The following is a 19,228-nucleotide window of genomic DNA, read 5'->3' on the forward strand; positions in this document are numbered from 1 at the left end:
CAGCGCCACGCTGGCCACATCCGAGGGAGAGGCGAGGCTCGCCGCGAGCGACACCCGGCCGCCCAGCGAGTGGCCCACCCACTCCAGCGGGCCGGAGAAGCCCTGGGCGCGCGCCGTCTCCAGCACGTCCCTGGCGAGCGTCTCCAGGTTCGCGCCTGGGAGCGGCACGGGCGAGGCTCCATGGCCGGTGAGGTCCGGGAGCAGGAAGCGGCGCCGCGGCTCGGCCTGGCTCCAGGCCACCGCCAGCGAGCGCAGGTTGCGCCCCGAGCCGAGGAAGCCGTGCAGCAGCACCGTGGGCACCTCTCCCGTGCCCAGTTGGAAGCTCTCGAGGACCACACGCATCCCTTTCCGAGCCTCGCGCCTTGACCGGGACGCGGGCCGTCGCGCTTCATATCGCGAACGCCTTCACCTCGGAGTCACTCCTTGCCCATCGCCTCCCTGCTGTGTCTCATGCTCGCCGCTTCTCCTGCTCCCGCCGGCAGTAGTGATCCGCGCACCGCGATCGCCGCCGTGATTGATGACTGGCACAAGGCGGCCGCCGAGGCGGACGAGGCGCGCTATTTCGGTCACTTCACCGCGGACGCCGTCTTCCTGGGCACCGACGCCACCGAGCGGTGGACCCGCGATGCGTTCCAGGACTGGGCCAAGCCGTTCTTTGCTCGCGGCAAGGCGTGGAGCTTCCGCTCCGTGTCTCGGAATATCTCGCTGGCGAAGGACGGCACCGTGGCCTGGTTCGACGAGGCGCTCGACACGCCGAACATGGGGCCGTGCCGGGGCTCGGGCGTGCTGGTGAAGGAGGGCGGGAGTTGGAAGATCGCCCAGTACAACCTCTCCGTCCCCATCCCCAACGCGCTGATGTCCGAGCTCAAGGGCCGCATCGACGCGTACCTCAAGCAGCCTCCCGCGCCGGCCAAGAGCGAGCCGGCGAAGAGCGAGCCGGCGAACGGCTACAAGCCGAAGGGATAGGTGTCTGGCGCGTCCTCCTTCTCGTGCCCCGCGTCCGCGTCCAGGGGCCTGAGCGCTCGCGTCTCGTCGCAGTGCACCACCGCGTCGAACTGCGCGGGCAGATCCGCCAGGAAGTAGTGGCTCCAGCGCTCCGTGCGTGGCGCGTACACCACGCCGATGGCTCGCTCCAGCCGCCGCTCGCGCAGGCCGGAGGCCGCCTCGCCCAGGTCCTCCATCCGCAGCAGGAAGCGCGGCAGGCCCACCTCGTGGAAGAGGTGCTCGTAGCTGCTTGGCAGCGCCGGGCGGACACGGTGCCGCCGCCCTGGCCCGTCCCACTCCTTGGCCGCGATCACCGTCCCCGTGTACGTGGTGAACCCCACGCTGTAGACCGCCTTGCCGTGGCGCTCGCGCAGGAGCTGTCCCAGGTTCAGCTCACCTTGCTCTCCCAGCTGCGTGGCTCGCGCATCCCCCAGGTGCGAGTTGTGCGCCCACACCACCATCCGCGCCGGACGCCCCGCCTTGCGCCCCAGGTACTCCGCCAGCGCATCCGCCGTGTCCGCCATGTGCGTGTCCCGCAGGTTCCAGCTCTCGTTCCGGCCCGCGTACATCGTCCGGTAATACGCCTCCGCGTCCCGCGCCAGCCGCGCGTTCTGCTCGGCGAAGAAGTGTGCATCCTCTTCCCTCGCGCCTCGAACCTGGCGCCCCTGCAGCTCCAGCAGCTGCTCCACCACCGCGTCCTCACACGTCTGCGCGTAGCCGTACGCCGTGGCGTGGCCGTAGCTCTGCGGATCCTCCCCGAAGTGCTCGAAGCAGGAGTACCGCTCGCGCGCTCGCCGGGCCGCCTCCGGATCCACCTGCTCCAGGTAGGCCACCACCGCCCGGATGGAGGCATGCAGGCTGTAGAGATCCAACCCGTAGAAGCCCGCCCGCTGCTCCACCGGCTGCGCGGCGTTGTGCGCGCGCATCCACCGCAGCAGCTCCGCCACCTCCTGGTTGCGCCACATCCACCGCGGGAAGCGCTCGAAGTTCCCCAGCGCTCCCTCCACCTGGGTGTCCTCTCCCTCGCCGTGGACGAAGGCATTCACTCGCAGCGCGTCCGGCCAGTCCGCCTCTACCGCCACCGCAGTGAAGCCGTGCTCGGAGATCAGCCGCCGGGTGATCGCCGCGCGCAGGGCGTAGAAGTCGTGGCTGCCGTGCGTCGCCTCGCCCAGCAGCACGAAGCGCGCCTCGCCAATGCTCTCCAGGAGCGCGTCCAGCTCCGAGGGCTCGCCCGTGAGGGGCAGGGCGGCCGTGCGCACCCCATCCAGCAAGGCGGGGGAGATGGCCGGAGTTTCGTCATCGAAGAAGGGAGCCATGCGGTGAAAATGGGGCCGCTCCGCCTGTGCTGCCCAGTCATCGGACAGCCAGCAGGTAGGTGGGCAAGGGGCCTTTCGTACTCGCGGTCCGCCTCCCTTCGCTGTCAGGGAGCGCCAGTACGCTGCTGTCATGCGGAAGCGTTTTGCGCACCCGAACGTGTCCAATTCCCATCAGCGCTCGGGTTGGGGCGCTAGCCACCTCGAAACCCGATGCCCAACGTCGCAGGCACTCGTTTCCGTCACGGCTTTGGAGATGAGAACAGGCACTCGCTCTCTGGCTCCCTCATGGAGCGAGAGGGGCGGGGGCCGAGCCGTGGGGCGGTGGAGGGGTCGGCGGATGGAACGCGACGGCTGGGTGGCGGGAGCGCGGTGGCTGGTGCTCGCGGCGATGCTCGCGGCGGGGTTGGCCGAAGCCCACGAAGTCGGCGGCGTGAAGATGCCGGACACGCTGGAGCTCCAGGACCACCGGCTCGAGCTGGCGCACATGGAGCTCAAGCGGAAGCTGTTCTTCGACATCTACGTGTGGGGGCTCTACATGGAGCAGATCCCCCGCCTGGAGGCCGAGGCCATCGCCACCGACTCGATCAAGCGGCTGCACTTCCGGTTCCTGCGCAACATCCGAAAGGATCAGCTCGTGGGCGCCTTCCGCCAGGGGCTCTCCATCAACCCCGCCCTGCGCAGCGGGCCGTTGCAGCAGGAGATGGAGAAGCTGCTGCAATCGCTGAAGGACGTGAAGAACGGAGACGATCTCATCCTCACCTACGAGCCCAACGCCGGGCTGAAGGTCTCCGGCGAGGCCTCGGGCGGCGTGGTCATCCCGGGCAAGTGCTTCGCGGACGCGCTCTTCACCGCGTGGTTGCAGAAGAACCCGGTGTTCCCGCGCTGAGGGCCGCTACTTCCTTCGGAGGACGAAGGTCATCAGCGGCTTGATGCCGTTCACCTGGGCGAAGCTGCCCTGGTTCACCGCGAAGGCGACCCGCCCGCGCGAGTCCACGTACAGCAGCGGCTTGCCCACCGGCACATCGCTGAACGTGGCGACGAAGGGCAGGCGCAGCTCGTGGCCCTTGCCGAAGGTGACGCGCGCCGTGTCCCCGCGCTGGTAGCCCAGCTTCGCCAGCACCGAGCCGTCCGCGTTGGTGACCAGGTTGCCGTAGGGGTACTCGATGGCGAGCACCGTGCCGTTGAGCCCCGTGTCCGTCAGCTTCACCTCGGGGATGTCCAGGCGCTTCCAGTCGGTGATGGCGGGGCCCACCTGTGTCCAGTCGTCTCCGCGCGCAATGCGGGCGCCCACCGGAGAGAACACGTCCCGGCCGTGGAAGGTGGAGGAGATGGTGGAGTTGAGGTGCCAGGCGGTGTTGGTGATGTTGCGGACCTCGGCGATGCCGTCCTGGCGCTCCAGGAGGGTGATCAACCCGTTGTCCGGGAGCACGAAGAACTGCCCCCGCTTCGTCTTGGCGACGATGGCGCGGCGCTCGCTGCCCACGCCCGGATCGATGACGGTGACGAACACGGTGCCCGCTGGGTAGTACGGCGCCGTGCCGGCCAGGAAGCGCGCTCCGTCCAGCACCGAGTACGGCTCCACGTCGTGCGAGAGATCAATGATCCGCAGCCGGGGCTCCAGCCCGAGCATGACGCCCTTGCAGAGGGCCACCGAGTCGTCCCGCTGCCCGAAGTCCGTCATGAAGACCAGGGTGGGCTGGGCCAGAGCGGCGGGAGCAGCGGGCGCGGCGCTGGGAGCGGTGGGGGTGGGCTCCGCGGCCAGGACTCGGAGGGTGGCGAGGAGCGGAAGGAGGAGGGCGACGCGATGGGTCAGGCGCATGGGCGGAATCCTTGGCCGAAGTCTGCGCGCTTGGGAACCCTGAACAGGCTCCTTCTGTGAGTAGGGGGCGCGCGATATGACGGGTGGATCCATGGAAGCACCCTGGGTACCAAGGGGGGCCGTGTGTCTGATTCCGACGACGTTCTGGGCCGCGTGCAGCAGGCCACCGGGGTAGCTCGAGAAGTCCAAGAGACCGTGGAGCAGATCCGCGATGGCCAGGTTCCTGTCCAACAGGTGGGCCCGCTCGTGAAGGCGCTGGAGCAGATCCCCGAGGTCCAGCAAGCCACCCAGCAGGTGCAGCGGGTTGGGCAGGTGGCTCGGCAGGTGGTGGATGTGGCCGAGCGTATCGCTGGCGGCTCGGGCGCCCTCGACGCGCTGTCCAACGTGGCGCAGGAGCTGGCGGGCGCGCTCAAGCCCGTGGAGAAGGTCCAGTTCAAGTTCGAGTCGAGCGCGGATCCCGGAGGCACCTGGCGCGTGGTGGAGCTGCACGCCCGGGAGGGGCTCTCGGAGCTGTACGCCTGCACGGTGGAGCTGGCCAACGAGAACCTGGGCGCGGATGTGGACGGGCTGCTCGGCTCGTCGGCCGAGGTGCTCATCTCCCGGGAGGCCGCCGCTCGCCGCCTGTGCGGCATCATCCACCGGGTGGAGCACTTGGGCACGAAGGCCGGGCACCTGCTGGCGCGAGTGCAGGTGGTGCCCGCGCTGTGGGCCCTGTCGCAGCGCAGGAACTCCTTCATCTTCCAGGAGAAGACAGTCCCGGAGATCCTCGAGGATGTGCTCACCGAGGGATTGCAGCCCTTCGAGCGCTCCTTCCGCATCGAGGTGAACCGCGAGTTCCAGCCCCGCGAGTACTGCGTGCAGTACCGGGAGACGGACCTGGACTTCGCGCTGAGGCTGATGGAGGAGGAGGGCCTGTTCTTCTACTTCGACCATTCGGGAGAGAAGGAAGAGCTGGTGGTGGCGGAGGAGAACGAGCAGTGCCCCAGCTGCGAGGCGGTGCACGGCAGCCCCATCACCGTGAAGGGCCCCGAGGCCGCCACCGCCGAGGACGAGTCCCTGCGCCACTTCGACTTCGCGCTGCAACTGCACACCACCAGCGTGGTGATTCGAGACTTCGACTGGACCCAGCCGGCGTTGGACCTGACGAAGAAGGCCCGGGCCAAGGATGGCCAGGGGCGGGACCGCGAGTCCTACGAGTACCCCGCGCCCCTGCTGGGCCCGTATGACGCGGGCAACAAGAAGTACAAGCACGAGCAGAAGCAGGAGGAGTTGCGCCGCCAGGGCTTCGAGGTGGAGGGCAAGCGCGCTCACGGCGAGGGCTATGTCACGGGCTTCACCCCCGGGTACATGTTCGAGCTGACCGGACACGGCCACGCCGCGCTGGATCAGTGGTACCTGCTGACGCGGGTGGAGCACCACGGCCACGCGCCCGAGGAGCTCACCAGCGACACGCACGAGGCGGGCAAGAGGGACTCGGAGCGCTACCGCAACACCTTCGAGTGCATCCCGCTGGATGTGCCCTTCCGTCCCGAGCGCCGGCGCCCGCGCGCGCGGATGGCTGGCCTGCAGACGGCCACCGTGGTGGGGCCTTCGGGCGAGGAGATCTTCACGGACGAGCACGGGCGCATCAAGGTGCAGTTCCACTGGGACCGGGCGGGCCGGAAGGACGAGAAGAGCTCCTGCTTCCTCCGCGTGGCCCAGGTCTGGTCCGGCGTGGGCTGGGGCTTCGTGTTCCTGCCGCGAATCGGCATGGAGGTGCTGGTGGACTTCCTGGAGGGAGACCCGGATCGGCCGCTGGTGGTGGGCTGTGTCTACAACGGGCAGAACCCTCCGCCCTACGCGCTGCCGGATCAGAAGACGCGCAGCACCATCCGCACCTCCAGCACTCCCGGCGGCGAGGGCTTCAACGAGCTGCGCTTCGAGGACGCCAAGGACGCCGAGGAGGTGTTCCTCCACGCGCAGAAGGACTTCAACGAGGTGGTGCTGCACAACCACAGCACCCAGGTGAAGGCCAATCAGACGAACTCCGTGGATGGCTCGCAGTCGGAGTCGGTGGGCGGCGACCAGTCGATGACGGTGCACGGCAAGCGCACCAAGACGGTGGACAAGGACGAGACCACCACCGTCCACGGCAAGCGCACCGAGACGGTGGATCAGGACGAGAAGATCACCATCACCGGCACGCGCACCGAGGAGGTGACGGGGCAGGAGAAGCTCACCCTGCACGGGGGCCGGGACAGCACCGTCAACACGCTGGAGAAGCTCAACGTCACCGGGCGCCGCGAGGAGACCATTGGCGGCAATGATGACCTGACCGTCAACGGCGACAAGACGGACCACATCACCGGCAAGTACGCGATGACGGGCGACCAGGAGGTCAAGCTCAACCAGGGAGACGTGGTCGTCACACTCAACCGTGGAGGCGCCGTCGTCGAGGGCAGCGGGCAGAAGATCCAGCTCCACAACAGCTCGGGCGAGCTGAAGTTCGACGGCGGGAAGATCGAGGCCACGGCTCAGAGTGAGATCTCCCTGGTGTGCGGCGCGGCGAGCTTCAAGCTCAAGAGCGACGGCACCGTGGAGGTGTCCGGCGTCAAGGAGATCAAGCTGACCTCCGCGGCGAGCAACGTGAAGGTGTCGCCCACGGGCGTGGAGAGCGCGGGGCCGAAGATCAGCTCCTCGGCCACGGCGCTCCACGAGATCTCCGGCGCCATCGTGAAGATCAACTAGCGCCGCACCGAGGAAGACATGGACTCGATTGCGCAGCCCCTCACGCGGATCGTCGAGGCGGTCCAGAGATTTGTCATCGCTCCCGAGGTGCGGCTCCTGCACGTGGTGACGGAGTCTTCCTTGCGGCTGGCCGTGCTCGAGCACATCGCCGCCAGCGAGCACCATGGGGACAACCACTCGCCCTTCTTCGTGCTGGAGACACCCACGCAGGACGGGGAGGACGAGTGGGAAGGCCGCACCGAGGAGCTGCGCGCCGACTACGAGGAGCTGCGGAGCCTTCTGGCCAAGGCAGGGGAGGGCGTCTCCCTGCCGGAGCTGTGGCCGCCGCCTCGGGCTCAGCGGGAGCTGCCGCGCTTCTGTCTGGAGCTTGCCGAGGCGCTGAAGCGCTTCAGCTCGCCCTTCGATGGGGTGGTGCTCGTGCTGGCGCCCGTGGAGGTGCGGGACCCGAAGCGCTGGGTGTCCGAGGTGAAGGCCCTGCTGGGCCGCCCCGAGCTGAAGAAGGCCCGCCTCATCGTCGTGGAGGCGGATGGGGCCCACTGCGAGCCGCTGGCCGTGGCGCTCGCGGACGCGGGGATGCGTGTGGATGCACGGCCGGACGAGCAGCAGGCCCGGGAAGACATGGCGCAGATGCTCGCGGCCATGGCCTCGGCTCCCGCGGGAGCCACGGGGGCGCAGGTCATCGGTGCGGCAGGGCCTCGGGTGGCTCCGCCCCCTCGAAAAGGGGCGCCGGCTCCCATGTCCGCGGCTCAGCGGGAGGAGATGGCCCGGGAGCTGAAGGTGGCTCCGGCTCTTCTCGAGCCGGGCTTCCAGCAGTCGCTGCGTCTCAAGGTGCTCGCCGCCGCTCATGCCCTGCGGGAGGGACGGCCCGTCCAGGCCGTCCAGGAGCAGCGGGAGGTGAGGGACCTGTGCCTCAATGCCGGCTTGAATCGCGAGGCCGTGACGATGGAGCTGATCCTCGGTGGCTATGTGCTCCAGGCGAAGCACCCGGCGCAGGCCCTGGAGGTGTTCCAGGCCGCGCGCAAGCGTGCCGAGGCGCACCAGCTCCCGGAGCTGGCTGTCCAGGCGCAGCTCTCCCTGGCCTCCACGCTGCTGGTGCTCCAGCGCTCCGAAGAGGCTGCCCACGCTTATGCCGAGGCCGGGAAGTTGGGGGTGGGGGCTTCCGTTCCCGTGCTGGCCATCGAGGCCTACCGCATGTGCGGGCAGATCCTGGCGGGAGCGGGAAAGACAGCGGAAGCCACCTCCGCGTGGAAGCAGGCGCTGGCGGCGGCTGAGAAGGCGGCTCCGGAGCAGCGCTCTGCTTCCTCTGCTCCCGAGGCCGCGCGCCAGCTCGCCGAGCTCTGCCGCAAGCACGGCCTCAAGGCCCAGGCGGATTCGCTCGAGGCTCAGGCAACTGCTCTGGAAACTCCGTCCCCCCGCCGCGCACAGGAGGCCTGACGCACCATGCTGCAGAGCACCTTCTTTGATCCGGTCCTGGGTGTCGACACGCACATCGTCCTGGTGCCCACGCCTGCGGGGCCCGTGCCGACTCCTGTGCCCATGCCCTTCGTCGGCATGGTGTTCGATCCGGCGGGCCTGGCCATCGGCGCGGCCATTGGCATGGCGACGGGAGGAGGTCCCGGGCTGGTGCTGGTCAACAGCATGCCGGTGACCAATGCGGGAACCAACGTCACCAACACGCTGACGATGCCGCACCTGCCGGTGCCCGGAGTGGCCTTCGCCAAGGGACTGCCGGGAAACGACGCGGAGCTGTTCTTCGGCAGCCTCAACGTGAACCTGGCGGGCAGCCTGGGGGTGCGGCTGGGCGAGATCGCCATGAGCTGCAGCGATCCGGTGAGGCTGCCGACGAGCGTGGTGTTGGCGATCCCGAAGGGGATGCCGGTGCTGAACATGCCGGCGCCGGTGCCGGACCTTGCAGGCATTGCGCAGCGGCTGGTGATGCTGGGGGCGATGAAGTTGCTGAGGGCGGTGGCCCGCGGTGGCGCGCGGTTGTTCCGGGCGTTGAGGGCCGCCCAGCGCCGCAGCCGTGGATGGCAGCGCTTCAGCCGGGCGCTGAAAGGAGCGGTGGATCGGATCGCGCCGCAGCGCTTCCGGGACCGGCTGAAGCGTGCGGTGTGCTTCGTGACGGGCCACCCGGTGGATGTGGCGACGGGGCGAGTTTTCACTGACAACATTGACTTCGAGCTACCCGGGCCGCTGCCGCTCGTCTTCGAGCGCGTGTACTCCTCCTCGCTGTCCTGGCGGAACGGGCCGCTGGGATACGGGTGGAGCCACTCGCTGGATCAGCAGGTGTGGCTGGAGCCCGGCAAGGTGGTGTTGCTGGCCGAGGATGGGCGGGAGATCGAGTTCCACACCGATGGCCTCTCCGACCGACGGCTCCGCACCGGCCAGACCCTCTTTGACGCTACCCAGGGAATGACGGTGCGGGCACTGGGCTCCTCTTGCTGGGAGATCGAACAGGAAGATGGCCGGGTGCATGAGTTCGCTCCTGTGCCTGGGGGGCCCAGGGATCGCGCCCGGCTCATGCGCATCCGCAGCCGGGATGGCCACCACGTCATTCAGCTCTCGTATGACGCCCGAGGTCGGCTGGACTTCGTGCGCGACTCCGCCGGCAGGTTGCTGGGCTTCGAGCACGATGAGAGCGGCCGCCTGATGGCGGTCAAGCTGCCCCTGGCCAGCGCCAAGGAGAGCGGCTGGTACAACCACCTGCGCTACGTCTACGGTCCGCGGGGCGACTTGGTGAAGGTGATGGATGCGGCCGGGAGCTCCTGGCAGTACGACTACCAGGGCCACTTGCTGGTGCAGGAGACGGACCGGACGGGGCTCTCCTTCTTCTTCCAATACGATGGCCTGGGTTCATCCGCCCGCTGTGTCCGCACCTGGGGCGATGGCGGCATCTATGATCACCTCATCACCTACGACGTCCAGAATCGGAAGACGGTGGTGGAGGACAGCCTGGGGGCCGTCACCGTCTACCAGATGGATGAGTTGGGCATGGTGGTGAAGGTGGTGGACCCGCATGGGGCCGCGACCACCTACGCCTACGATGAGAACTGCGGGAAGCGCATCCGGGAGACCAACGCCGCGGGCCAGACGTGGGAGACCACGTACGGCTCGCGAGGCGACATCATCACCTCCCAGGAGCCGGACGGCGCCAAGGTGTGCTGGGAGTACGACGCGCGGGGCTTCCCTGTCCGCGCCACGGATGCGCTCGGGGGGGCGTGGACGTGGGACTATGACGTGGAGGGGCACCTCGTCGAGCAGGTGACCCCAACGGGGGAGAGGACGGGATGGGGCTGGAAGCAAGGCCTCATGGTGTGGGTCGAGGCTCCCGGCGGCCGGCGCTTCACGCTGGAATACGACAAGCAGAAGAATGTCGCGCTCAAGCGCGCTCCCACAGGCGCGGCTCTCGAATACGAGTATGACGGGCTGGGCCGGATCCGGCGGGTGAAGGATGCTCGCGGCGCCATCCGTCACCTGCGTTACGACGTGCTCGGCCGGTGGGTGCGTGCCGAGTCGCCCATAGGCCTGGTGCAGGAGTTTGCCTATGACGCCGAGGGCAACCTGCTGGAAGTGCATGACGCCACCCAGCACGTGAGGCTCACTTACGGCCACTTCCACAAGGTGGTGAAGCGAGAAGAGGCAGGTACCTCCATGCGCTTCCACTACGACACGGAGGGCCGGCTCACCGGTGTCTTTAATGAAGCGGACGAGGCGTACACCTTCGTCCGGGATGCCTGCGGCCGCACGCTGGAGGAGACGGGCTTCGACGGGAGGACGCGCCGCTTCGAGCGGGACAAGGTGGGGCGCGTGGAGTGCATCCACGAGCCGAGCGGCCGGAAGACCCAGCTTCAGTACGACGCCGGCGGGCGTGTGGCGAAGGTGGTGAACTCGGATGGCACGGGCGTGGAGTTCGTCTACCGCGCGGACGGCACCCTGGTGCGGGCCAAGAACGAGAGCGCCGTGGTGGTGCTGGAGCGGGATGCCGTGGGGCGTGTGGTGCGGGAGGTGCAAGGCGACTTCTCCCTCTCCTCTCGTTTCGATACGAGTGGGCAGCGCTCCCTGCTCGAGTCTTCTCTCGGCGGGCGCATGGCGATGCTGCGCGACGCGCTGGGCAACGTGTCCGCGCTCCACCTGGGCCGGGAGAGTCACCGCTCCCAGCAGCCCACGGTGCGCTTCGAGCGCGACCCGCAAGGCTTGGAAGTGGCGCGCCAGCTCCCAGGCAATATCCGCGTGGAGTGGCAGCGGGATGTGGTGGGCCGGCCCACGGCTCGCCGCACCTTGCGCCGGGGTGCCGGTTCCTCCGCGGTGAAGCTGGGCGAGCAAGCCTACGAGTGGCAAGGCGCGGATCAGCTCACCGCCATCACGGACAGCCGCCGGGGCGCGGTGTCCTACGAGTATGACGCGCGTGGGCGCCTCGTAGCGCAGCGTGGGAAGACGGGGACAGTGCACCGGGCCATGGATGCGGTGGGCAATGTCTACCGCACGCCTTCCGGGCGGGATCGGCGCTACGGCCCAGGTGGCTGGCTGGAGGAGGCAGACGGCGCGCGTTACCTCCATGACGAGGACGGGAACCTGACCGAGCGGAGGGACGCCGATGGGGCCCGCTGGCGCTACCGCTGGAATGGCGCGGGCCTGCTGTCCGAAGTGGAGCGTCCCGATGGCAAGCGGGTGCGGTTCGAGTATGACGCCTTCGCCCGCCGCACGCGCAAGGCGCAGAGCTCCATCGGGGCGGATGGACGGGAGACCCTCGAGTCCGAGACCCGCTTCGTCTGGGACGGGGATACCCTGCTGCATGAGGTGTCCACGGGCGCTCCCGTTACCACTTGGTACTGGGAGCCGGACAGCTTCACCCCCGTGGTGAAGGAGCAGGCCGGCCACCGCTGGGGCATTGCCTCGGATCACCTCGGCACTCCCACGGAGATGTTTGATGAGGCCGGCAGGCCTGTCTGGGCCATGCGGCTCGATATCGTGGGCAGTCCCACCTTCGAACTCGGCACGGCGGAAGCATGCCCGTGGCGCTGGCCGGGGCAGTACGAGGACGCCGAGGACGGCCTTTACTATCAACGCTGGCGTCCGTTTGATCCGCGTCTCCACCTCTTCCTTCGCAAGGATCCGTTGGGGCTGAGGGGCGGGTTCAATGCCTTCCAGTACACCGAGTCCCCCCTGGCCCAGGTGGATCCGCTCGGGCTGGCGCCTTTGGTGGTGATTGGTGAGGGGCAGGATCGCATCAAGCCAGTGGCCACCAGCCTGGGCGCGCACGACATCAGCACCGTCTGGGACTGGCATGACAAGCCGTACATGCGGCAGAACCGCCGGTGGATTCAACAGCAGATCTCCGAGCGAGCCGTCTTCGTCGATCTCGGACGTGATGGGCGCCCGAATCCCTCACACTTCTACAGCATGGAGATCGACGAGCTCACCAAGGCCGGGTACACACGCATGGAGAACGTCAGCTCGGTCAAGGGAGTGCATGGCAACAAGGTCTCTGTGCCCAAGGGCTCGACGCTGTGGTTTCCTCCGCGCAACTGCACCTAGCCATGACTCCCACCGAATTCGAGAACCATGTCCTTGCGATCTTTGGGGAGCTGATGGCTCAGGCGGGCCTGCGGCGGATCGATTTTTCCCACGAGCGCGCCTTCTCCACGGTGCTCGTGGGCAACGAGCATGCGGGCATCCGCGTCCTCCTGGAGTGGCGAGAACTCCACGTGCAGGTGGAATTTTATCGGTGTGTCGAGGGCCGGCTGCCGGCTCCGCCCGCTGTCATGGAGCCGTCCCCGAATTGGCTAAGCCTGGGGGAGCTCGCGGAGACGGGGCGCTTCCACCCGCTGGAGATACCGCTGCTCACGGCCTCTCACATTTCCGACGAGGGGCTCTCCGAGGTGACGCCGCAGGATGTGATGGCCTACCTGATGGACGTGGTGCCCCTGGTGAAGGCCGTGGGGGCTCCGTGGTTTCGGGGCCGGTTCGACAGCTTCGAGACGGCTGTCCACGCACGCGATGCCCTGCTAGCCGAGCCGGAGTTGAGTGCCGAAGGGACTCCGCATCTCCGCCTGGAGGAAGGCACCGAGTTAGCGGGGCAAGCCCCCGCCTTCGTGGCAGGGGTGCTCGACGCCTGTGCGCCGCTCGTCCACGCGGGCTGGCGCGACGTCTGGTACGCCACGGCTCCACGCGTGCTGGCCATGGCGCTCGCGGATCCACAACGCCAGATCGGGGTCGAGGTTCGCATGCGCTGGCCACGGCCCGTGAATGCCCAGGTGGAACTGCTCCTGCTCGAGGCCGGACGGCTCCCTCCATACGAGCGGCTGGATCGGCGAGTGACCATCCGCTGGGCGCTTGAGGCGCGCGGAGCTGTCGTCCCTCAGCTCGACCGGGGGGCAGGCTTGGGACTCTATGCATTCGTGGGCCAATCCCTCGCGGCGCTGGCTCGGACCAGTCCGGAGTTTCTCCTCGGAGATGGACAGATCATCCGAAAGGCGCAGCTCCTGCGCCAAGACGTGGGAGAGAGCCTGGGCGCTGATTTCCGTTGAGCTGGAGCGAGCCCTGTCCGGCCCGCCCGAAATCCTCCCTGACGCGCGGCGCGGTGGGCGGTAGTCTCCTCGCTCCAACCTTCACCGCCTGTCAGGAGGATTTCTACCCATGCGTTCCATGCTGGCCCTGGCCATGCTCGCGGCGCTCGGCACCGGCTGCGTCGCCCAGAGCAAGTACAACGAGCTGGTCTCCGAGAACGAGAACCTCGACAACCGCCTCAAGGACGAGAAGGCCGCTCGCGAGGCCCTCGAGGCCAAGGTGAAGGACCTGGAGGAGAAGCTCGCCGCCGCCGAGCGCGACAAGGAGGCCCTCAACTCCCGCCTCACCACCTCCGAGTCCCGCCTCACCGCCGCCGCCGCCGAGCGCTATGCCCTCGAGCAGAAGAACCAGGAGCTCACCGCCCTCAATGACGAGCTGGCCAAGTCCACCAGGAAGCTCGCCGAGGCCAAGGAGGCCCTCGAGCAGAAGAGCGCCGAGTACGAGAACCTCGCCAAGAGCCTCAACAAGGAGATCTCCGAAGGGAAGATCCAGCTCTCCGAGCTCCAGGGCCGGATGACCGTCCAGCTCAAGGACAAGATCCTCTTCGCCTCCGGCTCCACCCGCATCAACAAGGAGGGCCAGGACGCCCTGGCGAAGATCGCCGACGCCCTGAAGACCGTTCAGGGCCGCATCATCCGCGTCGAGGGCCACACCGACGACGTGCCCATGCCCAAGGATGGCCCGTTCCCCTCCAACTGGGAGCTCAGCCTCGCTCGCGCCATGGCCGTGGTGCGCGCCCTCCAGGACTCCGGCGTGGACCCCACCGTCCTCTCGGCCGCCGGCTATGGGCAGTACCAGCCCATTGCTCCCAACGACAGCGAGAAGAACCGCAGCTTGAACCGGCGCATTGAAATCGTGCTCGCGCCGAAGGTGGGAGGCCGTTAAAGGGGGGACGCACCGCGCTCCCTCTCATGAAAACGCTCGCCTCCGTCCTCTGTCTCCTCGCCGCGACCGGGGCCTTGGCTCAGGCCCCGGATGCCGGCACGCCTCCCGCCGACGCGGGCCCACCCCAAGGAGTGCTCACCCAGGCCCCCGTCCTCAAGCGCCAGGTCGAGGCGCAGTACCCCCCCGAGGTTCTCGCCCAGCAGCTCGAGGGCACGGTGGTGATGAACATCGACATCTCCGAGACGGGCGCCGTCACCGATGTCCAGGTGACGCGGCCCGCGGGCCACGGCTTCGACGAGGCCGCCGTGGCCGCCGTGCGTCAGTTCGAGTTCGAGCCCGCCGAGGTGGACAACGTCCCCGCCCCGGTCCGCATCGAATACGCCTACCAGTTCGTCTGGCGCGCGCCGCCGCCCCCCGAGGGCACCGAGCCCGGAAAGGCCCTCGAGCCGCCGGTGAACTTCATCGGCCGCGCCCTGGAGCGAGGCACCCGCCGCCCGCTCTCCGGCGCCGAGGTGGCCCTGCCCGAGCTGCAGCTCACCACCAGCACGGATCCGGACGGGCGGTTCTCGTTCCGGGGTGTTCCCGTGGGCACCCATGAGGTGCTCGTCGTGCTCAGCGGGTATGACCGGTTCCGCACCCGGGAGACCCTCGTCGAGGGCCAGCAGACCCAGGCCACGTACTACGTGCAGAAGCGCATCTTCAGCCCGTACGAGACCGTGGTGCGCAGCGAGCGCGAGCGCAAGGAGGTCACCCGCACCACGCTCCAGGTGGCCGAGATTCAGAAGGTGCCGGGCACCCAGGGGGACACCCTGAAGGTGGTGCAGAACCTGCCCGGCATGGCCCGGCCCGCGTTCAACGGCGGCGAGCTCGTCATCCGCGGCACCAGCCCCAATGACTCGGGCGTCTTCCTCGATGGGCAGCGGATTCCCCTGCTGTACCACTTCGGCGGACTCACCTCCGTGTACAACTCGGAGCTGCTGGACACGCTGGACTACCTGCCCGGCAACTTCTCCTCCTACTACGGCAATGTCACCGGCGGCGTCATCAACGTGCACAGCCGCGCGCCGAAGATGGACCGCTTCCACGGCACCGTGGGCGTCAGCCTCATCGAGTCCAACGCCGTGTTCGAAGGCCCCATCACCGACACCCTGGGCATCGCCGTGGCGGGCCGGCGCTCCTACGTGGACCTGGTGCTCAAGCTCGTTCCCCAGAGCGGGGACGGGCCCTCCATCCAGGTGGCCCCGCGCTACTACGACGCCCAGGTGAAGCTGCACTGGACCCCCGACAAGCGAAACACCTTCACGCTGCAGGGGCTCACCTCCAACGATGTGCTGGGCCTGCTCTTTACCCGGCCGGCGGACAGCGACCCGAGCGTCAACGGCGCCTTCAATTTCGTCACCGGCTTCAACCAGCTGCGGCTCGGCCACCAGTTCAAGAAGGGCGACTTCACCCTGGACAGCCAGGGAATGGTGGGCAACACGCTGATCTCGTTCACGGTGGGAGACCGGTTCCTGCGCATCGCCTCGCTGGATTTGGATTTGCGCTCCACCGCCGAGTACGCCCTGAGCGAGGAGCTCACCCTGGCCGGCGGCTTGGACGTCCAGTACGCGCATGCCCGCGTGAAGGCCCGCGTCCAGGCGCCGCCTCGCGAGGGCGAGCCGCTCGGGCCCCAGGTGACCGAGGAGATCATCACCGCCAATGATGCCTACTTCCAATACTTCCCCGGCCTCTGGGCCGAGGCGCGCTGGAAGCCCCTCAAGGGTCTGCTGCTGGTGCCGGGCGTGCGCAGCGAGAGCTACCTCTTCGAGGGCCAGCAGGTGCACAAGCGCTCGCTCAACCCACGGCTGGCGGTGCGCTACGCGCTGACGGACACGGTGACGCTCAAGGGCGGCGCGGGGCTCTACCACGGGCCTCCTCTCCAGGACGAGCCCAGCATCTCGTTCGGCAACCCGGAGCTGAGCGCCAAGCGCTCCGCCCAGTACAGCGTGGGCACCGAGTGGCAGCCCCAGCCCGAGTACTTCCTCAGCGGCGAGCTCTTCTACAACGACTTGAGCCAGCTCATCGTCCGTTCAACCGCGCTGGTGGAGCGGGATGGGCAGATGGTGCCCGAGCGGCTGAACAACACCGGCTCCGGCCGCATCTACGGCTTCGAGGTGCTGGCCCGGCGCGCGCTCACCGAGCGCTTCTTCGGATGGATTGCCTATACCTTCAGCCACAGCCAGCGGCGGGACAGCCCGGACGGGCCGCTGCGCCTGTTCGACAATGATCAGACGCACGTGCTCACGGTGATTGGCAGCTACAAGCTGCCGGCCGGGTGGGAGCTGGGCGCGCGCTTCCGGTTCTCCTCCGGCAACCCGCTCACGCCCATCGTCGGCGCGCGGAGGGATGATCTCTCGGACGTCTTCATCCCCCTCTTCGGCGGGGTGAACTCGCAGCGCCTGCCCAGCTTCAACCAGTTGGATGTCCGCGTGGACAAGAACTTCATCTTCGACACCTGGAGCCTGGACCTCTACGTGGATCTCACCAACGTCTACAACAACCCGGCGAAGGAGGGCGTCCTCTACAACTACAACTACTCCGAGTCGGCGTACCTGGAGGGCCTGCCCATCCTGCCGATCATCGGCGCCAAGGGGAGCTTCTGACATGCGCGCGCCTGTTCTTCTCTGCGTCTCCCTGGCCGTGTCCGCGTGCAGCCCGACGTTCGAGCTCCAGCAGGAGCTCCGCCGCGTGCGGGTGCTGGCCATCAAGGCCGAGCCCGCCGAGCTGACGTTCAACCCGGATGCTCCCGCGCTGCCGCCGCCCACCCAGTTCACCGCGCTGGCGGTGGCTCCGGATGAGCGCTCCGTGGAGGTGGTGCTCGCGCTGTGCCGGCCGGGCAATGCCTACAGCGGCGAGCTGGAGTGCCCAGGCAAGGACGGCGCCACGCTGCCGGATGGGCAGCTCTCGCTGCTGGACCCGAACGTGCAGCAGATCCTCCAGGAGACGGCCAACGCGGGCGGTAATGGGGCTCCGCTGGACTTCAATGATCCGCAGACGCGTGCGGTGCTCGAGCAGGGCGTGCCGCTCTTCGTCGGCTACAAGGCCACCGATGGCAGCGACACTCCCGAGGGCCTGGAGCAGGGCGTGCACCCGCTGACGTTGAAGCTCACGGCCACGCCCAACCAGAACCCGCGCATGCAGGACCTCTTGTGGGAGGGCGCGCCGCTGGCGGGCCCGCTGCCGCTGGACACGGAGCTGGTGCTGCGGCCCGTGCTCGCCGAGGGCAGCCAGGAGCTGTACGACACTCCCGCCGGCCCGCGCTCCGAGCAGGTCTTCTACAGCTGGTTCTCCACCGGTGGCGGCAAGGTGAAGGAGTTGCGCTCGCTGGAGCCGGTGGATGGCAAGCCCGGGGAGCCCACCATCCACTACCAGACGCCCAAGGTGCCCCAGCGGGTGACGATCTACGTGGTGGCTCGGGATGGGCGCGGCGGCGTGGACTGGCTGGCGCGCACCGTGGACGTGGGCCCGTAGCTCGGGCTCAGGCCGGAGACAGCTCGAGCGCGGCGGAGGCCCGGCCGAGGCCCTCGGCCACCGAGGTGAAGGCATCCGCCGTGCGCACCCGCTCCTCGCCGAAGCGGTTCACGTAGAGCTGCCGCACCGCCGGAATCTGCGAGGAGCCGCCCGTGAGGAACACCGCGTCGAGCTCTCCTGCCCCCGCGCACCGCTCCAGCAGGCCCTGCGTCACCTGCTCCAGCTCCGTGAGCAGCGGCTGGCAGAAGGACTCGAACTCGGCGCGGGTGATGCGCTCGTGCAGCTGGATGCGCGCCTCCTCGAAGTCCAACGTCGTCTCGTCCGCGTTCGACAGCTGCACCTTGGCCGCCTCGATGGCTCGGAAGAGCCGGTAGCCCAGGTTCTCCATCACCAAGTCGTACAGGGCCTCCGCCGTCTGCGGCTTGTCGCTGGACTCCAGCATCAGCTCCAGCAGCTCCTGCGTGGACTTCTCGCGGATGAACGACATCTCGTGCCAGGACAGCAGCTTGGCCATGACATGCTGGGGCACCGGCAGCCGCTTGTCCGTGAAGCCTCGCACCTTGTACGTGGTGCCCGCTCCAAAGCGGGGCAGCAGCTTGTGGCGCATGATCTCCGCGTCGAACCGATCGCCGCCAATGCGCACGCCCGTGGAGCCCACCACGTCCGGCTTGCGGTCCAGCTTCCCCCGGCGCGAGGGCCCCAGCCGCATCAGCGTCAGGTCCGTGGTGCCCGCGCCGAAGTCCGCCACCAGCACCAGCTCGTCCCGCGAGAGCTGCGCCTCGTAGGCGAGCGCCGCGGCGATGGGCTCGATGAGGAACTGAATGCGCTTGAAGCCCGCCAGCTCCGCCGCCTTGCGCAGCCGCTGCTCGGCCAGCGCGTCCGCCTCGGGCTCGGGAGAGAAGAGGGCCGGGCGGCCCAGCATGACGGCCTCGGGGGCACTGCCCAGCTGCGCTCCCGCCGCCTCGCGCACCCGGCGCAGCAGCACCGCCACCAGATCCTCAATGGTCCACGTACGGCTGTGCACCTGCGTGGCGCGGAAGGAGCGGCTGTGCAGGAAGGACTTCACCGACTGAATGAAGCGCCCGGCGTTGTCGTCCAGGTAGCGGGTGATGGCCTCCTCGCCGGCATACGTGGTGCGTTCGTCCTCCGGGAAGAAGAGCACCGAGCGGAAGAGGCGGGGCTCTCGCGTCCCCGGGGCGATGGGCAGCACCCGGCCGTCGGGCAGGGCCGCCGCCGTGTTGCTCGTTCCAAAGTCGAGGCCGCAGACGCGCATGACGAAAGCGCCCATACCGCCGAACCGAGCGCGGCGGTAGCGCCTTCTTGCCGGGGAGCCAGGAGAGCAGGCCCTGGGAGCCTGCCCGGCTCGGGTTGGCGCCCAGGGGCCATGCTCCATCTTTGGCCTGTCCACCTGATGACAGGA

General features: G+C 68.5%; 13 protein-coding genes. 9 read left to right on the forward strand and 4 right to left on the reverse strand.

What is annotated here, in order from left to right; all coding sequences use genetic code 11:
- On the reverse strand, positions 1-336 hold a 336-nt coding region (locus ACJ8AT_RS15875; RefSeq protein ID WP_407738609.1), incomplete at its 3' end, for an alpha/beta fold hydrolase.
- 87 nt (positions 337-423) lie between these two features.
- On the opposite strand from ACJ8AT_RS15875, the gene ACJ8AT_RS15880 reads away from it, so the two are divergent.
- Positions 424-966 (forward strand): nuclear transport factor 2 family protein, encoded by a 543-nt coding sequence (locus ACJ8AT_RS15880; RefSeq protein WP_407738574.1) that lies wholly within the window; start codon positions 424-426, stop codon positions 964-966.
- Here the strand turns inward: ACJ8AT_RS15880 and ACJ8AT_RS15885 are convergent.
- Complete coding sequence (locus ACJ8AT_RS15885) at positions 948-2,300, reverse strand: erythromycin esterase family protein (protein WP_407738575.1); 1,353 nt, start codon at positions 2,298-2,300, stop codon at positions 948-950. The two genes, ACJ8AT_RS15880 and ACJ8AT_RS15885, sit on opposite strands and share 19 nt — an antisense overlap.
- 337 nt (positions 2,301-2,637) lie before the next feature.
- On the opposite strand from ACJ8AT_RS15885, the gene ACJ8AT_RS15890 reads away from it, so the two are divergent.
- Complete coding sequence (locus ACJ8AT_RS15890) at positions 2,638-3,186, forward strand: chalcone isomerase family protein (RefSeq protein WP_407738576.1); 549 nt, start codon at positions 2,638-2,640, stop codon at positions 3,184-3,186.
- Positions 3,187-3,192: 6 nt separating this feature from the next.
- On the opposite strand, the gene ACJ8AT_RS15895 is transcribed toward ACJ8AT_RS15890, so the two are convergent.
- Positions 3,193-4,119: an S-adenosyl-l-methionine hydroxide adenosyltransferase family protein gene (locus ACJ8AT_RS15895; protein WP_407738577.1), complete on the reverse strand. Its 927-nt coding sequence runs from the start codon at positions 4,117-4,119 to the stop codon at positions 3,193-3,195.
- 123 nt (positions 4,120-4,242) lie between these two features.
- Here ACJ8AT_RS15895 and ACJ8AT_RS15900 point away from each other — a divergent pair, with 123 nt between their 5' ends.
- The 7 genes from ACJ8AT_RS15900 to ACJ8AT_RS15930 all read left to right on the forward strand — a co-directional run bounded on the left by ACJ8AT_RS15900 (position 4,243) and on the right by ACJ8AT_RS15930 (position 17,808).
- On the forward strand, positions 4,243-6,846 hold the full coding sequence (locus ACJ8AT_RS15900) for a type VI secretion system Vgr family protein (protein ID WP_407738578.1): 2,604 nt from the start codon (positions 4,243-4,245) through the stop codon (positions 6,844-6,846).
- 18 nt (positions 6,847-6,864) lie between these two features.
- Positions 6,865-8,280, forward strand: a complete 1,416-nt coding sequence (locus ACJ8AT_RS15905; protein WP_407738579.1) for a hypothetical protein — start codon at positions 6,865-6,867, stop codon at positions 8,278-8,280.
- Between the two features lie 6 nt (positions 8,281-8,286).
- Entirely contained in the window at positions 8,287-12,381 is a 4,095-nt protein-coding gene (locus ACJ8AT_RS15910; protein ID WP_407738580.1) for a DUF6531 domain-containing protein, read from the forward strand.
- Positions 12,382-12,383: 2 nt separating this feature from the next.
- A complete protein-coding gene (locus ACJ8AT_RS15915; RefSeq protein ID WP_407738581.1) occupies positions 12,384-13,373 on the forward strand; it encodes a hypothetical protein in 990 nt (329 codons plus the stop codon).
- Between the two features lie 109 nt (positions 13,374-13,482).
- Positions 13,483-14,298, forward strand: coding sequence for an OmpA family protein (locus ACJ8AT_RS15920; RefSeq protein ID WP_407738582.1), 816 nt, complete (start codon positions 13,483-13,485; stop codon positions 14,296-14,298).
- A gap of 26 nt (positions 14,299-14,324) precedes the next feature.
- On the forward strand, positions 14,325-16,940 hold the full coding sequence (locus tag ACJ8AT_RS15925; protein ID WP_407738583.1) for a TonB-dependent receptor domain-containing protein: 2,616 nt from the start codon (positions 14,325-14,327) through the stop codon (positions 16,938-16,940).
- Between the two features lies 1 nt (position 16,941).
- A complete protein-coding gene (locus tag ACJ8AT_RS15930) occupies positions 16,942-17,808 on the forward strand; it encodes a hypothetical protein (RefSeq protein ID WP_407738584.1) in 867 nt (288 codons plus the stop codon).
- Positions 17,809-17,815: 7 nt separating this feature from the next.
- On the opposite strand, the gene ACJ8AT_RS15935 is transcribed toward ACJ8AT_RS15930, so the two are convergent.
- On the reverse strand, positions 17,816-19,081 hold the full coding sequence (locus tag ACJ8AT_RS15935; RefSeq protein ID WP_407738610.1) for an Hsp70 family protein: 1,266 nt from the start codon (positions 19,079-19,081) through the stop codon (positions 17,816-17,818).
- Positions 19,082-19,228: the final 147 nt, after the last annotated feature.

Origin of the sequence: Hyalangium sp. (assembly GCF_045802625.1) — a bacterium.
Classification (GTDB): Bacteria; Myxococcota; Myxococcia; order Myxococcales; family Myxococcaceae; genus Hyalangium.

Coding starts and splice junctions, on each gene's coding strand:
- ACJ8AT_RS15885 (WP_407738575.1), bottom strand. CDS start 2,300: ATGGCTCCCTTCTTCGATGACGAAACTCCGGCCATCTCCCCCGCCTTG.
- ACJ8AT_RS15890 (WP_407738576.1), top strand. CDS start 2,638: ATGGAACGCGACGGCTGGGTGGCGGGAGCGCGGTGGCTGGTGCTCGCG.
- ACJ8AT_RS15895 (WP_407738577.1), bottom strand. CDS start 4,119: ATGCGCCTGACCCATCGCGTCGCCCTCCTCCTTCCGCTCCTCGCCACC.
- ACJ8AT_RS15905 (WP_407738579.1), top strand. CDS start 6,865: ATGGACTCGATTGCGCAGCCCCTCACGCGGATCGTCGAGGCGGTCCAG.
- ACJ8AT_RS15910 (WP_407738580.1), top strand. CDS start 8,287: ATGCTGCAGAGCACCTTCTTTGATCCGGTCCTGGGTGTCGACACGCAC.
- ACJ8AT_RS15915 (WP_407738581.1), top strand. CDS start 12,384: ATGACTCCCACCGAATTCGAGAACCATGTCCTTGCGATCTTTGGGGAG.
- ACJ8AT_RS15920 (WP_407738582.1), top strand. CDS start 13,483: ATGCGTTCCATGCTGGCCCTGGCCATGCTCGCGGCGCTCGGCACCGGC.
- ACJ8AT_RS15925 (WP_407738583.1), top strand. CDS start 14,325: ATGAAAACGCTCGCCTCCGTCCTCTGTCTCCTCGCCGCGACCGGGGCC.
- ACJ8AT_RS15930 (WP_407738584.1), top strand. CDS start 16,942: ATGCGCGCGCCTGTTCTTCTCTGCGTCTCCCTGGCCGTGTCCGCGTGC.
- ACJ8AT_RS15935 (WP_407738610.1), bottom strand. CDS start 19,081: ATGCGCGTCTGCGGCCTCGACTTTGGAACGAGCAACACGGCGGCGGCC.